Below are 15,301 nucleotides of genomic sequence, written 5' to 3'. Positions count from 1 at the left end.
TTGTAGATCAACTGTTCTAAAATTTTATTTTAGAACAGTTTTTTTATGCTTTAAATAATAGTTATTTATGTTAATTAAATGCTGATTATTTTAAAATGGAGTTTATTTAAATTAAACTTATATTTTGGAACTTTATATTATGTATTCTACTTTAAAAAAAGGATAAACTAATATTAAAATTTATTTAAATAGGAGGCATTAATATGAGAAAAGGTGTTTTACCAGTAGCTTTAGGAACAGTAGTTACAGCAACAGGAGTTATTTTAGATACCAAACAAAGTAAAAGACATAAATTTAGAAAAAATGATTATAAAAATATGGCAGGAGCACTTTTAGTCGGTGCAGGTATTGCTCACATTGTTTTAGGTGGCATAGATATATCTAGAGATTAATATAAAATTTTACAAGAAAATGAACTTTCTTAAAATAGAAACTTAATTCTATTTTAAAATGTTCATTTTTTTTATTTTTTTAAAAGTATTTAAAAAATAAAAATAGGAATAATTTTAATAGTATTGGTGGTAATAATTAGGTGTAAAAAGTGTAAAAAAATGTTATAATATAACGAATTAAAAATAATATTATAAAAATTTAGTGATTAAAACTGAATAAAAAGGAGTAAACATATGGAGAGTAAAAAATACTTTTATGATTATGAGGATTATGAGGATGGTGATAAGGATGCAAAGACGCTAGCTTCTGAGATTTTAGAAGATTCAGACTTAGGTGTTTTAAAAGAAGTCATAGTTGGATGTTGGGGAGAATCTTATGATAATGATGTACAAGCTATATTAGATATGATTGTAGAGAATAAAGAAAAATTTGCGCATATAGAAAGTCTTTTCATAGGAGATATGGATTATGAAGAGTGTGAAGTATCTTGGATAGAACAGGGTGATTATAGTAGAATATGGGATGCACTTCCTAATCTTAGAAAACTAACTATAAAAGGAAGTCAGGGATTGTCTTTAGGTAATATAAATCATAAAAATCTTAAATCCTTAGAAATTATTTGTGGAGGAATTCCCAAATTAGTATTAAATCAAATAGGAAATAGTAATTTGCCAGGATTAGAAAAATTAAATATATATATAGGTATAGATAATTATGGATTTGATGGAGAATTAGAAGATATAAAAAAAGTAGTTGAAAATGAATCTTTAAAAAGTTTAAAGTATTTGGGTATAGGAAATAGCGAGATTCAAGATGATATAGTAAAAGTAGTTATAGAAAGTAACATAATAAAACAATTAGAAACTTTAAATTTTTCTAATGGAACATTATCAGATATAGGGGGTAATATTTTACTAGAGAATAAAGATAAGATAAATCACTTGAAATTTTTAGATTTACATTATCATTTTTTATCGGATGAATTAATGTATAAATTAAACAAATTACCAATAAAAATAGATTTAGATGAACAAGAAGAGGTTGATGAAGAATATGGAAATTGGCCTATGCTAACAGAGTAAAATATACATGGAGTTTTTATTAATTGGAGAAAAATTAAGTAAGCGCACTGAATTTTTTTTAAAAGCAGCAATTGAGTTAGGTTATACTATTAAATTTTTGCCTTGGGAGAATTGGAAAAAAGAAGATTTACATAAAGTAAGTTTTATAAAAGTTGATCCGCCTATTCATAAAGAATATAAAATTAATAAATTACCTAAGCTTATAAATGATTATAAGAACCAATTAATGTTATTAGAAAATATAAATGGCGTAACCTTTTTAAATAGTCCATTACAAATATACAATACTTTAGATAAATTTAAATGTAAAAATATACTTATGAAAAATGGTATTGCTACAACACCTATTATTGAAAGTAATATTAAATCTTTAGATGATTTAAGAGAATTTGTTCAGAATAAAAAGGTTTATGAAATATTCATTAAGCCTAGGTATGGTTCAGGGGCAGCTGGTGTTTTAGCATACAGGTATAATCCAAAGATGAATAAAGAGATAGTGTATACATCTTTGGAAATAGATTGCAAAAATGAAATTTGTAATACAAAAAAAATGAGAAAGATTACAGATGAAAATAAAATAAGCATGATTTTAAATTTGCTTTTGAAAGAAGAAATAATAGTTGAAAAGTGGATACCAAAATCAATACATAATGGATTAAGCTATGATTTAAGAGTAGTGTACCAATATGGCAAAATTGATTTTATTGTAGGGAGAGGAAGTAAAACACCAATTACTAATTTACATCTTAATAATTGTGGAATAGATATTGAAGACATTAAACTATCAAAAGAAATTAAAGTTAAAATAGAAAACTTATGTTTTAGAGCCATGCAATGCTTTAAGGGGCTTAATAGTGCTGGAATTGATATTTTAATTACACCAAAGGGAAACCCTATGATAATAGAAATTAATGGACAAGGAGACCTGATTTATAAGGATATATTTAATGAAAATAAAATATACAAATCACAGATGAGAGGAATGATATGCAAAGATGAATCAGTTAAATAATGAGGTACCTATGGGAGCTATAGGAAATATAGATAAAGAGCCGGAAATAAATATGAATGAAGTTGTAGGAACACATGATATTTTATTTGTGTGTTTGGATACATTAAGGTATGATGTGGCAAAGGAAGAAGAAAAAAAGGGCACAACACCTTATATAAACAAATATGGTCAGTGGAAAAAATGTCATGCACCAGGAAACTTTACATATCCTTCGCATCATGCTATGTTTTCAGGTTTCTTACCAAGTCCAGCAGAGCCTACTCCTATTATGGAAAGAGAAAGTCTTTTTTTTCCTAAAAATATAGGTTTAGGAAATGCAACTCCTAAAGGGGCATTTGCATTTGAAGGTTCTACTTTTATAGAGGGATTATCTAAAGTTGGATATCATACCATGTGTATTGGTGGGGTTGCCTTTTTTAATAAACGTTCCGATATAGGAAAGGTATTACCTTCATATTTTGAAAAAAGTTATTGGCATCCATCATTTAGTTGTCATATAAAAAACAGTTTTGATAATCAATTAGATTTTATAGGAAGAAAAGTAAAAGAATTAGAAAATAATAAAAGGATATTTATGTATGTAAATATTGACACTATACATTATCCTAATAATTTTTATTTAGATGGTGCGAAACAAGATAATAAAGAGACTCATGCTGCAGCACTTAAATATGTAGATAATAGGATAGAAAGATTATTTGATATATTTAGGGAAAGAGGAAAAACTTTTGTCATTTTATGTTCAGATCATGGAACATGTTATGGAGAAGATGGATATGAATTTCACTGTGTATCCCATGAAATAGTATATACAGTTCCATATAAACATTTTTTCCTTTAATCTAAAAACAAAGAAAGAAGGTGAGTATTTTGGATAAATCACCGGTATATTATCAATACATGTATAGTTACCCCCATAAAAATGCTTATTATGAAATAGAAGAAGAAAGAATTTTAAATGCTATTTCAAATTTAAAAGATGACAACCTTACTCTATACATACATGTTCCTTTTTGTGAAAGCAAATGTGGATATTGTAATTTATTTTCAATACCTAACACAAGTGAAGTTTTATTAGAAAAATATATAGATACTGTATGTAACCAGATAATTCAATATGGTAATACATTATGTGAAAATGACATTAAGTTTACAAATCTAATATTAGGTGGAGGAACACCACTTATACTTTCTATAGAACAGATGGAAAGGCTTTTTAAAACTTTAGAAGAAAATCTTCCTATAAAAATAGATGAAGCTAACTTTGTTATAGAAACTTCACCAAATCAAACTGACTTAGATAAACTTTTATATCTTAAAAATAAAGGGCTTAACCGTATAAGTATAGGAATACAGTCTTTTGTAGAAGATGAATTGAAATGTATTTATAGAAATCATAAAAAAGAAAGTTGTTACAAAGCTTTAGATAAAATAATGAATCTTAAATTTGATGCAGTTAATATAGATCTAATTTATGGAATAGAAGGTCAAACAAAAGGATCATTAATCTATTCTATTAATGAAGCTTTAAGATATAAACCGGAAGAAATATTTATTTATCCCCTTTATATAAGGGAAGATACAAAGATATTTGGAAGGATGAATTTGAATTATGAATTTCAACATGAAATGTATGATATAGCAGTAAAAGAATTAAATAAAAACGGTTATATTCAAACATCTATGCGACGCTTTGTAAAAAGAGTAAGTGAAAATAATCTTAGCTGTGGTTTTGAGCAAATGCTATCAGTTGGATGTGGTGGAAGAAGTTATATAGGAAACCTACATTTTTGTGAGCCATATACTTCAAAAAGAAATGATTGTAAAGAAGTTTTAAGTAATTATGTAGATAAAGATAATTTTTTTAAAGGATTAAAGGGATATGAGTTGAATTTTGAAGAAGTAGAGCGTAGGTTTATTATTAAAAATTTGGGGTATTATAAAGGTTTAGATTTAAAGGAATATAAGAAAATATTTAGTAAAGATTTGTTAAAAGCTTATCCAATATTTGAAGAACTTTTTAAAGAAAAACTTATTGAACTAGAAGGAAAAAAATTAAGACTTACTAAAAAAGGCATAAAATATTCTGATGTAATTTTACCATTTTGGATTTCTGACACAGTGAAAGAAAGGATGAAAAAATGATAGAACATGCTACTGAAATTACCTATCGTGGAGAACTAAAATCTTGTAATTATAATTGTAGTTATTGTCCATTTTCTAAAAGAAAATATAGTATTAAGGAAATAGAACGAGATAAAGATAAATGGTGTAATTTTTTAAATAAAATATCAAATATAAATTTCAAAGAAAATGTTAGTGTTTTAATAGCACCTTACGGTGAAGCTCTTATACATAATTACTATGTTAAAGGAATTGCAAAACTTTGTAGAGTAAAAAAAATTAGAAAAGTAGGATGTCAAACTAACTTAAGTTTTAATGTTCAATCCTTTATTCAAGAATTAGAAAAAGAAAATGTGAATTTAGATAAGATAACTTTATGGTGTACATATCATCCAGAGATGACAAAAGTAGATGAATTTATAGAAAAAATAAAATATTTACGTAAAAAAATAAATTTAAGCGTAGGTGTAGTTGGAAATCCAAAAGATATTGAAATCATAAAAAAATTAAGAAATAGTTTACCTGTAGAAGTTTATTTATGGATTAACAGTATGGATGGACTTAATAGAAAATATACAGAAGAAGAAATAAGTATATTTAATGATATAGATCCTATGTTTGATTTAGAAGTAAAAAATTATTTAAATAAAGGGAAATGTATAGGTGGAAAAGAACATTATTTTATAGATTTTAAAGGGGATATTTATCCATGCAATAAAGTACGTAAAACATTAGGAAATTTATATAGTAATGATACTATTAAAAAGGAGACAAGTTGTTTAAAAGGAAGATGTGATTGTTATTTATCTTACTCACATTTGAAGGGTTTAAAAAAGTTGGATTTTTTTAATAAAGATGAGTTAATAAGGGTACCTAAAAGACTAGATATAAAAGCAATATTTTTAGATATAGATGGAACATTAGTAAGCAAAGATGGAAAAATAAAAAATGAAGATATATTAGCTTTAGAATATTTAAGTAAAATAGCTTTAATCTATTTGAACACAGAATTACCCTATGAAAAAGCGATGAAGAAGTGTAAGAAGATAAAAAGGTTATTATCAGGTGGAAGTTTTGCAAATGGTGCACATATAGTAGAAAAAACTAATAACTATGAAGTTTATAACTATTTGTTAAAAATACCTAATTTGTGTAATGAATATAAGATGTATAGCTATAAAGATAGACCATATAAGATATTGATGAGGGGTAAAATAGATAGTGAAATAATAAAACATATGAATAATAGTGGTCATTATAATATCATACATAATCATGGAAGATTAAGTATAGTCAATAATGGTGTAAATAAATTAAGTGGTTTATCAGTGATATGTGAAAAGTTAAAGTTAGATAAAGAAAAAGTTATGGTAATAGGTAACTCTAATAATGATTTATCCATGATTAAAGGAATATATCATTCCGTTGCAGAGACAGGGGCATCAAAAGAATTAATAGAAGAGGCAAGGTATAGGTTAAAAGTAGCTCAATTGCCTTATATTATTTAATAAAAAACTATATAAATAGAAAGAATTTAAAGTTTTAAAGAGCTATTCTAAAATATAATTTCACTTTAGAATAGCTCTTTAAATTTATAATAATTTAAATTGATAAATTGAAAATCTTTCGCGAACATCAAGAGCATATAACCCATGTAACTTAACTTCTTTTTTTAATGTGAAAGGTGTAAAGTTTTCAAGATAATAGATATAGTCTTGAGAAGGATAATAAAGTATAATTTCTACCTCGCGGTTATATTCTTCTACAGAAATCAAAATATTTAATATAACTTTCATAAATATTTGCATAGAAAAAGGATTGAAAAAGTAAAATTTATTATCCTTTGGATTAACTTCATAATCTTCAGCATAACAGTTTGAAAAATTTATTTTTTTACAGTTTTTATTATGCTCTTTCAAATATTCTTTTTTGTTATCAAGAGCCTCTTGATAAAAAAAATTATTCATTTCAATTCCCGTTACATAACAATCAAAAAAGTAATTTAAATAAAAGTTAAGTCTTCCTTTACCACATCCAAAATCAATTATTCTATCATCACTTTTAAATTCATATTCTTTAGAAAGTGCTTCAAGTGCATAATATGATGTTGGCTCATATCTATTGTAGTGAAGAGATTCATAGTATTCTTTTTGTTCGCCAGAAGTTTTTATATTAAGTAGTTTTTCAAAAGTTTGATCATTCATTATAGTCCTTTCTGTTTTACAGGATAAAACATATGTTATTTTGAATAATCATAAATTCTCAACTCTTAATTAAGTATAATACCCTAAATATAACATTTAATACTATAAAAGTAGTTTTTTAATTTCATCTAACTGTTCTATTGTTTGGTTATAACCATTATTATAACCTTCAGTTAGTATAGCTATGTTCTTTTCAAAACTATCAATAGCTTGATTGGATTTGGGTCTTATTATTATAGCTTTTCCTTGTTTCTCTAACTCTTCACAATATTTTACAGTTTCATTATATAAATCATGTCTTGTTAAAATAGGTTTGCACAAATTTGGGTACTTTCTTTTTAAAATCTTTGAAGCCATTAAGTTTTTCTTTGAAAATTCTTTTACATATCCTTTAGGTCGAGTAAGTATTATTAAATGCTTTTCATTACCATCTGTAATAGCTTTTCTTATAGGAATTGGATCACATATTCCGCCGTCATAATAATAATTTTCATTTATTTTTATTGGTGGAAATAAAAATGGTATAGCACAAGTTGCTCTTAGCATAGTACATTTATCATCTAAATTTTTTGCGTCTAAGTACTCTGTTTTACCAGTTTTAGCATTAGTAACACCAACTAAGGCTGTTCCTTCATATTTTAAGAAAGTCTCCATATCAAATGGATTTAGTTTGTTAGGGATTTCATCAAAGGCAAAATCTAATCCAAAAGCACTTTTACATTTAAAAAAGTTTCTGAATCCTAAGTATCTTTTATCATTTCTATAGGATTTTAATACGTCAAGGTTCCTTCCCCTTTGTTTAGATAAGTAAGAAACACCATGTGTAATTCCAGCAGATACTCCTATACAATAAGGAAAAATAATATCGTTATCTAAAAGTGCATCCATGGCACCTGAACTAAATATAGGTCTAAAAGTTCCACCTTCTAATATTAAACTAGCCATAAATATCTCCTTTCCGTTATAGAAAACATATAAAAAATTATATACCTTATATAGTTAATATACAAACGTTAAAATTATTTTAAATAAGTATTATGGTGTATAAGTGGGTTTTATATAAATATAACTAAGTTAAAAGAATGTAATATATTTATATAAAAATAAATATATTAGAGTGAAGCTATTTGTTTAGGAGAAAAAAATGAATTTTATTAGAGAAGTTCTAAAACTATATATTGAGAGGATAGACTTTTTTCTAGAGCTAGTTATGCAGCATTTAGTATTATCTTTTATAGCTGTTGTGATTTCTACAATAATAGGTGTTTTTTTAGGAGTAATAGTATGTGAAAATAAAAGATTGTCTAATCCAATAAAAGGAGTTACAAATTTTTTATATACAATCCCATCAATAGCAATTTTAGGATTTTTAGTTTCTTTTTCTGGAGTTGGAAATGTTACAGCTATAATTACATTATCATTATATGGATTGCTACCTATAATTACCAATACTTATACAGGCATTGAAAATGTAGATAAGGATATTATAGAAGCAGGAAAAGGTATGGGTGCAACTAATAGAGAACTGCTTTATAAAATAAAACTACCGCTTGCTTTACCAGTAATTTTTGCTGGATTTAGAAATATGGTAGTTATGACAATAGCACTTTGTGGTATTGCATCTTTTATAGGGGCAGGAGGCTTAGGAATTGCTATATGGAGAGGAATTACAACTAATAACCCAACTATGACTTTTGCTGGAAGTTTACTTATTGCACTTATAGCTTTGACTATAGATTCAATTATGTCTTGTATTCAAAAAAACATAAATATAAGATTTACAAAAGGAAAAGTTAAAAAAGGGGGACTAGGAATTAAAAAATATATTGGAGTTATAAGTATCTTATTAGTTATAACAACATTTATATTAGTAGGTTTTAGCAGAAAAGAAACTATAATAATTGCATCAAAACCAATGACTGAACAGTATATTTTAACTGAAATTATGTCACAACTTATTGAAGAAAAAACATCAATAAAAGTTGAAATTAAAAAAGGTATAGGTGGGGGAACAGCTAATATTCATCCTGCTATAGTAAAAGGAGAGGTTGATATTTATCCAGAATATACAGGCACAGCATGGGAGTATGTATTAAAGAAAAAAAGTCAGAGTGAAAACACATATGAAGAATTAAAAAAAGAATACAAAGAAAAGTATGATTTAAATTGGTTTAATTTATATGGATATGATAGTAATTATGCAATAGTAGTTAATAAAGCGTTAGCTGAAAAATATAATTTAAAAACATATTCTGATTTAGCAATAATAAGTGATAAGTTGGTGTTAGGGGCAGAATATGATTTTTATGAGAGGGAGGATGGATATAATTCATTAGCTAAACTATATAATTTTAAATTTAAAGATACTTTAGATTTAGACATGGGATTAAAATATAAAGCCCTTTCATCTAATAAAATAGATGTGATAATGGCTTCCACTACAGATGGGCAGCTTGTAAATGAAAATTATTTGGTTTTAAAGGATGATAAGAGATTTTTTCCTAGGTATTTAGCAGGGACAATAATAAGAGAAGAAACGTTGAAAAAGTATCCAGAGCTCATAGAAGTGTTAAGTTTATTAAATAATACTATAACAGAAAAAGAAATTATAAATATGAACTATAAAGTAGAAGTAGAGAAGAAAGAAGATTTTCAAGTTGCAAAAGAATTTTTAATAGAAAAGGGAATAATTAAATAGGAGAGAGTTATGAAGTATGAAGGGTAAACCATTAATAAGTTTTTGTAATGTTAGTAAGGCATATGATGATAAAATTGTGCTGAAAAATTTAAATTTAGATATATACAAAGGTGAGTTTGTAACGGTTATAGGTGGGTCAGGAAGTGGGAAAACTACTGCATTAAAATTAATAAATGGGCTTATAACTCCAGATGATGGAAAAATAATTGTTGATGGTAAAAATTTAAAAGAGACTAATTTAGTTGAACTTAGAAAAAATATTGGATATGTAATTCAAAGCATTGGATTATTTCCGCATATGACAGTAGGAAAAAACATATCTTTTGTTTTAGATTTAAACAAAAATAAAAAAGATAGTTCTTTGGATAAGGTAAAAGAGCTTATGAATACTGTTCAGCTTGAAGAAGAGTTAATAACTAGATATCCTTCGCAGTTAAGTGGAGGTCAGAAACAACGAGTAGGTATAGCAAGGGCATTAGCATCAAATCCATATATATTATTAATGGATGAGCCATTTGGCGCAGTAGATGAAATAACAAGACATGTTCTACAAGATGAATTATTAAAAATACAAAAACAATTAGGAATAACCATTTTTTTTATAACTCATGATATAAATGAAGCATTAAAATTAGGTAGTAAGATAATAATAATGAATAATGGAAAAATAGAACAAATAGGAACTAGTGATGAAATAAAATATAACCCTAATACTGAGTTTGTAAAAAAATTAATAGCCTATTAATTAAAAAATAGTATGAGTTCTAATTTGAAATAATAATTATATATATTTTAAGACTTCAGCATAATTTAGTTTTATGCTGAAGTCTTTTTAAAAATTAATATTTATTTTTATATGTAAAAATATGATTAAATAGTATATTGTTTTTTGTACTTTTTTATGTAATGTATAGAAATGAAAGTTGTTATAATTTCTGCAAGTGGGATACTTAGCCAAACGCCGTCTATTCCCAAGAAGTATGGAAGTATAAATCCAAATACAAGTGCAAAGAAAAAGGTTCTAGCAAATGAAATTATTGAAGATACTTTTCCATTGGAAAAAGCTGTGAACATTGCAGATGCAAAAATATTAATTCCTACAAATAAAAATGCAATTGAAAATAATTTTAATCCATGTACAGCAAGAATGAAAACTGGACTAGAATAAGGCACAAATATTCTCACTACGTATTTTCCTAAAATTAGGGATAATAAGAATATAATTATAGACGATATTGAAATAAATATTTTAGAGTAATTAAACGTTTCTTTTAGTTTATATTCATTTTTTGCTCCATAATTAAAACTTATAAGTGGTGATATACCAGATGAAAAACCTAAATATGTAGATACTAAAAGAAAATGAGTATATAAAATTATTGTTAATGCGGCAACACCATTTTCTCCAGCATATTTAAGAGTGAGCATATTAAATAATAATGTTACAAAGCCAGTTGAAAGTTCGGTAACCATCTCAGAAGATCCATTTAACATAGTGTTTTTTATAATGTTTAAATTGAATTTTGTTTTTGTAAATTTAAGTTTAGATTTTTTTGTAAAGAAATAACCAAATCCCATTAATGTAGATATAAACACTCCAAGGGAAGTTGCAATTGCTGCACCAGCTATGCCAAGGTTAAAGTATTTTATAAGAACATAATCCAAAATTATATTTATAATACCACCGACAATAGAAAGTAATAAGCTGAAGTTGAAATTACCATCAGTTCTTACGAAAAATTCAAACATAGATTTTACAACGAAAAATGGTGCAAATAGGGATATTATTCTTCCATAAGAAATGCAATAGGGTAGTAAATTATCAGTGGCTCCTAAAATCACGGAAATATCTTCTATAAATATATAACCTATTAAGCCTAGAATAATACCAATTATAGAAGCAACTAGAAAAATTAGTGAAAAAGCTTCGTTGGCTTTTTGAAGTTTATTTTCACCAAGATTTATAGCTACAAAAGCACTACCACCAGTTCCAAACATAATGGATATGCCAAAAATTAAATTTATTATAGGAAATGTTATATTGATACTTGCAAGTGCATCAGAACCCACAAGTAGTGATACAAAAACTCCATCTACAATTGTATATAATGATATAAATATCATAGATATAATTGCTGGAGATACGAATCTTAAAAACTCAATGAAAGTAAATTTCTTAGAAAAAGTAGCTTCCATTAAAATCCCTCCTTATATAATTAATTGATAAAAGTAATTATAAAGTGTATAGTAACTATACAGTCAAGGGGAAAATATTAAGGGGTTTATTATAGGATTAAGGAGGCAAAATGGGTAACAATGTTAAAAATAAATATTTTACTGTAAGCGAATTTGCTAAATTATGTGGGGTTCAAAGAAAAACTCTCATTTTTTACGATAAAATAGGTATTTTTTCACCAGAATATAGAGATGAAAATAATTATAGACTTTACAGTTTAAGTCAGTATGATACTTTTACTATATTATTAGAATTAAGAGAACTGGATGTTTCATTAGATAAAATAAAAAAATATTTATATAATAGGACACCAGAAGAATATATAAGGCTTTTAGAAGATGAAAGAAGTAAAGTTGCACTAAAAATTAAGAAATTAGAAAAGATGGCTTATAATCTAACAAACAAAATCAATATTGCTCAAAGGGGAATAATGGAACTTGAGAACAATGAAGCTTATATAAAAGAGTGTAACGAGGAATATTTAATATTATCAGATTTAAATAATTGTTCTCAAAAAGAAATAATGATGGATGTTATTAATTTTGTTAAATATTGTGATGAAAATAATATATATGATGGATATCCAATAGGCGCAATAGTAAGGAAAAGTGATGTGGAAAATAAAAAATTTAATACTTTAAGTAAATTATTTATAAAATTAGATAATAAAATTAATAATAACAAATTATTTATAAAACCTAGTGGAAAATATGTATGCATAAATCATAAAGGTGATTATGAAAGTACATATAAATCTTATGAAAAAATTTTAAAGTTTATTAAAGAGAATAATTATAAAATAATTGGAGATTCTTATGAAAATACATTATTGGATTTCTTTGCACTTAAAAATGAAAAAGAATATTTAACTGAAATTATGATTAGAGTTAAAAAAATATAATATAAGGCATGGAATTACAAATTTAAAGTTTTACAAAATGATTATCCTTTTTAATTTTAAAATTTAATTTAAATTTAATATATATAAATAAAAATGAGTATATGCAAATTAAATTTAAAAATGATGATGTAATTTTAAATTTTATAAGCTAATTTGCATAAAAAAGTATAAAAAAGTATAATAGATAATATGTGAATATAGTAATGTATAATCTAGATTTAACTTATGATTTATAAGATTCTATTATGTTTTTAGGATAAGATGAATTTATTTGGATAGTATTAAATTAAAATGACTAGAAATATAAGTTAAAGTTAGGGTTTAGAAAGCTATATTGAAAGACTATACGGACGGTATTATAGTTTAAATTTAAAAAATTATTTTGGGAGAGAGTTCAAATATGAATCAAGAATTAATTAATTACATAATTGAAGCTAATAAAGAATTAGCTATAAAAAAAGAATTAAAATTTTCTTTAAAAGAATGCTTAAGTGATCTTACAAAAAATAATCTAACTGACTTAGCTGGAATATATGAAATTGTTGGTAGACATAAAATGAAAAAGGATATGTTAGTAGATGCGTTATGTAGTAAGATTCAAGATGCTAATATATTACAAGAAGATTTAGTTTCTGTAGATGATAATGGGATGAAATTACTTCAAGAACTTAGAGATGAAAAGTACATAGAATGTACAACTATGCCAGTTGAAAATTATGTATTTTTATATAACATAGGAATGGCTTTTACATATATTTCGGAAAATAAAGTATATATAGTTATGCCAAATGAAATAAAAGATGTTGTTAAAAAAATCAATTTTAAAGAGTTAGATGTAAAACAAGAAAGATACAGAAATGTGCAAGAGTATTTATTAGCATTTTCTAATTTATATGGAATATTTGAAATAGAATTTTTTATGAATATCTTTAATGATAATAATGATGAAAAATTAGATGAAAAAGAGTTTTTAGATATATTAGATAAGTTTGCAGGTAGTTTAGGTATGGTTGAGTTCGATGATGAAAGAGTTATACATCAAGCGTTATTAGTTAATGAAGGTGAATATGAAACATTACAAGAACTTAGAGAAGGCAAAGAATATAAAATTTTACCTAAGGAAGAATTACTTAAATATGCAGATGAAGATTATGTGGAATTAACAGAGGAACATATAAAATTAAAAAAATTTTTAAATGAAATGTGTGTTGATACTGAACTTGCACAAGAAACTTTTGAAGATATATGCATGGGACTAGTAGATTCTGATTTCGATATTCAAAGAGTTCTTTTTGAGTTAGATAGAAGAAAGATAGAGATAAAAAGTAAAAAACAATTAGAGGAAATTGTGAAATTGGTAGCAAATGTTTCTAATAATTCAAGAAAATGGAGCAACAAAGGATTTACTCCGAAAGAATTATCTTTAAGAAAGTTAAATGTTAATGCTAATAAAAAGATAGTTGGAAGAAATGAACCTTGTATATGTGGTAGTGGAAAGAAATATAAGAAATGTTGTGGAAAATAACTTTATAAAGTAGAAGGCATCTCAATTTATTATGGGGATGCTTTTTATTTTTGTTTAAGAATGTATATTTAAAAAATTGGATAATATAACTTAACTAGGAATTAAAAAAATCTAAGATATAAATGATTAAATTCGGAAAAAAATTATATAATTTTTTTGAAAAATGAAAAGTAGTCAATAAGTAATATAGTATTATATGTTTAAAGTATAAAGTGTGGAGTTGAAAACAGTATGGAATTTTATAATCAAGTGGCATTAAGCGAGCTTGAAAAATGGAAAAAAGAAATGAGAAAAGGACCATCTATATTTGAGAAAGCTACTAAGGGAGTTCAAAACAAGTTTAATGGAATGTTGCCCAGTAAATATCATGAATTTATGACGAACACAATAAAGAATATGACACAAGCAGTTTTATTTGGATCAAAGTATATTACTAAAAAACCTTATTTAAATTTGTCTTTAAAGGAAAGGGAAGACTTAGTTGAAGAAAAAACTAAAGTTTATAAAAACACAGCAATTATAGAAGGTGCTGGAACTGGTGCTGGGGGTATAGCTTTAGGAATTGCCGATTTCCCATTATTATTAGGGATAAAAATAAAGCTTCTTTATGATATTGCTGCTATTTATGGCTTTGATGTTAAGGATTATAAAGAACGATTATATATACTAAATATATTTCAACTAGCTTTTTCAAGTAAAAATCATGTAAATAAAGTCTTTTATACTATGGAAGATTGGGAAAAGTATTGTACTATGTTACCAGATGATATAAGTTGCTTTGATTGGAAAACGTTTCAGCAGGAATACAGAGATTATATAGATCTTGCCAAACTGTTACAAATGATACCAGGTATAGGTGCTTTTGTAGGGGCTTATGTAAATAATAAACTTATAGATAAATTGAGTAAAACTGCAATACAAGCATATAGAATGAGAATACTTACTTAAAGTAAAATTGTATATTATATAATTTAAAGATATCTAAGATAAAACTTATAATTAAATTTAAATTATAAGTTTTATTTATGTAGAATAAACAAAAAAGAAACTTTTAATACATATATTTTAATTATTGGATTAAAATGTATTTATATGCTAAAATTTAAGTGTATATTGTGTTGAATTT

The 15,301-nt window shown here is 25.5% G+C and carries 14 protein-coding genes; 11 read left to right on the top strand and 3 right to left on the bottom strand.

From position 1 onward, the window contains the following. Window positions 1–203: 203 nt before the first annotated feature. The 6 genes from KQI36_RS04640 to KQI36_RS04615 all read left to right on the top strand — a co-directional run bounded on the left by KQI36_RS04640 (window position 204) and on the right by KQI36_RS04615 (window position 6,119). Window positions 204–392, top strand: coding sequence for a hypothetical protein (locus tag KQI36_RS04640; RefSeq protein ID WP_010293389.1), 189 nt, complete (start codon window positions 204–206; stop codon window positions 390–392). A gap of 234 nt (window positions 393–626) precedes the next feature. Further along, the gene (locus tag KQI36_RS04635) at window positions 627–1,475 is read left to right on the top strand and encodes an STM4015 family protein (RefSeq protein ID WP_216449823.1); all 849 of its coding nucleotides are present in this window, start codon (window positions 627–629) and stop codon (window positions 1,473–1,475) included. Between the two features lie 7 nt (window positions 1,476–1,482). Beyond that, the gene (locus tag KQI36_RS04630) at window positions 1,483–2,487 is read left to right on the top strand and encodes an STM4014 family protein (protein WP_216449820.1); all 1,005 of its coding nucleotides are present in this window, start codon (window positions 1,483–1,485) and stop codon (window positions 2,485–2,487) included. Next, a complete protein-coding gene (locus KQI36_RS04625; RefSeq protein WP_216449819.1) occupies window positions 2,471–3,328 on the top strand; it encodes an STM4013/SEN3800 family hydrolase in 858 nt (285 codons plus the stop codon). Before KQI36_RS04630 ends, KQI36_RS04625 begins: the two co-directional genes overlap by 17 nt. Before the next feature lie 29 nt (window positions 3,329–3,357). Continuing rightward, a complete protein-coding gene (locus KQI36_RS04620; protein WP_216449818.1) occupies window positions 3,358–4,632 on the top strand; it encodes an STM4012 family radical SAM protein in 1,275 nt (424 codons plus the stop codon). Beyond that, window positions 4,629–6,119: an STM4011 family radical SAM protein gene (locus KQI36_RS04615; RefSeq protein WP_216449817.1), complete on the top strand. Its 1,491-nt coding sequence runs from the start codon at window positions 4,629–4,631 to the stop codon at window positions 6,117–6,119. Before KQI36_RS04620 ends, KQI36_RS04615 begins: the two co-directional genes overlap by 4 nt. A gap of 84 nt (window positions 6,120–6,203) precedes the next feature. On the opposite strand, the gene KQI36_RS04610 is transcribed toward KQI36_RS04615, so the two are convergent. Continuing rightward, complete coding sequence (locus KQI36_RS04610; protein ID WP_216449816.1) at window positions 6,204–6,815, bottom strand: methyltransferase; 612 nt, start codon at window positions 6,813–6,815, stop codon at window positions 6,204–6,206. Window positions 6,816–6,917: 102 nt separating this feature from the next. Next, window positions 6,918–7,760 carry a patatin-like phospholipase family protein gene (locus KQI36_RS04605; protein ID WP_216449814.1) on the bottom strand — a complete coding sequence of 281 codons (843 nt, stop codon included), beginning with the start codon at window positions 7,758–7,760 and terminating at the stop codon, window positions 6,918–6,920. Between the two features lie 199 nt (window positions 7,761–7,959). Here KQI36_RS04605 and KQI36_RS04600 point away from each other — a divergent pair, with 199 nt between their 5' ends. Continuing rightward, entirely contained in the window at window positions 7,960–9,513 is a 1,554-nt protein-coding gene (locus KQI36_RS04600; protein WP_216449812.1) for an ABC transporter permease/substrate-binding protein, read from the top strand. A gap of 16 nt (window positions 9,514–9,529) precedes the next feature. Beyond that, on the top strand, window positions 9,530–10,258 hold the full coding sequence (locus tag KQI36_RS04595) for an ATP-binding cassette domain-containing protein (RefSeq protein WP_216449811.1): 729 nt from the start codon (window positions 9,530–9,532) through the stop codon (window positions 10,256–10,258). Between the two features lie 125 nt (window positions 10,259–10,383). Here the strand turns inward: KQI36_RS04595 and KQI36_RS04590 are convergent, their stop codons facing one another. After that, complete coding sequence (locus KQI36_RS04590; protein WP_216449810.1) at window positions 10,384–11,709, bottom strand: MATE family efflux transporter; 1,326 nt, start codon at window positions 11,707–11,709, stop codon at window positions 10,384–10,386. 110 nt (window positions 11,710–11,819) lie between these two features. Between KQI36_RS04590 and KQI36_RS04585 the strand changes: the two genes are divergently transcribed. From KQI36_RS04585 to KQI36_RS04575, 3 genes are all read left to right on the top strand, one after another. After that, window positions 11,820–12,650 carry a MerR family transcriptional regulator gene (locus tag KQI36_RS04585; RefSeq protein WP_216449807.1) on the top strand — a complete coding sequence of 277 codons (831 nt, stop codon included), beginning with the start codon at window positions 11,820–11,822 and terminating at the stop codon, window positions 12,648–12,650. Window positions 12,651–13,050: 400 nt separating this feature from the next. Next, window positions 13,051–14,175 carry an SEC-C metal-binding domain-containing protein gene (locus KQI36_RS04580; RefSeq protein WP_216449805.1) on the top strand — a complete coding sequence of 375 codons (1,125 nt, stop codon included), beginning with the start codon at window positions 13,051–13,053 and terminating at the stop codon, window positions 14,173–14,175. Window positions 14,176–14,406: 231 nt separating this feature from the next. Further along, the gene (locus KQI36_RS04575) at window positions 14,407–15,123 is read left to right on the top strand and encodes an EcsC family protein (protein ID WP_216449804.1); all 717 of its coding nucleotides are present in this window, start codon (window positions 14,407–14,409) and stop codon (window positions 15,121–15,123) included. Window positions 15,124–15,301: the final 178 nt, after the last annotated feature.

Source organism: Clostridium senegalense (assembly GCF_018916625.1).
Classification (GTDB): domain Bacteria; phylum Bacillota; class Clostridia; order Clostridiales; family Clostridiaceae; genus Clostridium_J; species Clostridium_J senegalense.
The sequence above is the reverse complement of the archived record's forward strand: the minus strand, read 5'-3'. Positions and strand labels throughout refer to the sequence as shown.

Excerpts from the sequence above, each read along its gene's own strand:
- KQI36_RS04640 (WP_010293389.1), top strand. The coding sequence starts at position 204 with ATGAGAAAAGGTGTTTTACCAGTAGCTTTAGGAACAGTAGTTACAGCA.
- KQI36_RS04635 (WP_216449823.1), top strand. The coding sequence starts at position 627 with ATGGAGAGTAAAAAATACTTTTATGATTATGAGGATTATGAGGATGGT.
- KQI36_RS04630 (WP_216449820.1), top strand. The coding sequence starts at position 1,483 with ATGGAGTTTTTATTAATTGGAGAAAAATTAAGTAAGCGCACTGAATTT.
- KQI36_RS04625 (WP_216449819.1), top strand. The coding sequence starts at position 2,471 with ATGAATCAGTTAAATAATGAGGTACCTATGGGAGCTATAGGAAATATA.
- KQI36_RS04615 (WP_216449817.1), top strand. The coding sequence starts at position 4,629 with ATGATAGAACATGCTACTGAAATTACCTATCGTGGAGAACTAAAATCT.
- KQI36_RS04610 (WP_216449816.1), bottom strand. The coding sequence starts at position 6,815 with ATGAATGATCAAACTTTTGAAAAACTACTTAATATAAAAACTTCTGGC.
- KQI36_RS04605 (WP_216449814.1), bottom strand. The coding sequence starts at position 7,760 with ATGGCTAGTTTAATATTAGAAGGTGGAACTTTTAGACCTATATTTAGT.
- KQI36_RS04600 (WP_216449812.1), top strand. The coding sequence starts at position 7,960 with ATGAATTTTATTAGAGAAGTTCTAAAACTATATATTGAGAGGATAGAC.
- KQI36_RS04595 (WP_216449811.1), top strand. The coding sequence starts at position 9,530 with ATGAAGGGTAAACCATTAATAAGTTTTTGTAATGTTAGTAAGGCATAT.
- KQI36_RS04590 (WP_216449810.1), bottom strand. The coding sequence starts at position 11,709 with ATGGAAGCTACTTTTTCTAAGAAATTTACTTTCATTGAGTTTTTAAGA.
- KQI36_RS04585 (WP_216449807.1), top strand. The coding sequence starts at position 11,820 with ATGGGTAACAATGTTAAAAATAAATATTTTACTGTAAGCGAATTTGCT.
- KQI36_RS04580 (WP_216449805.1), top strand. The coding sequence starts at position 13,051 with ATGAATCAAGAATTAATTAATTACATAATTGAAGCTAATAAAGAATTA.
- KQI36_RS04575 (WP_216449804.1), top strand. The coding sequence starts at position 14,407 with ATGGAATTTTATAATCAAGTGGCATTAAGCGAGCTTGAAAAATGGAAA.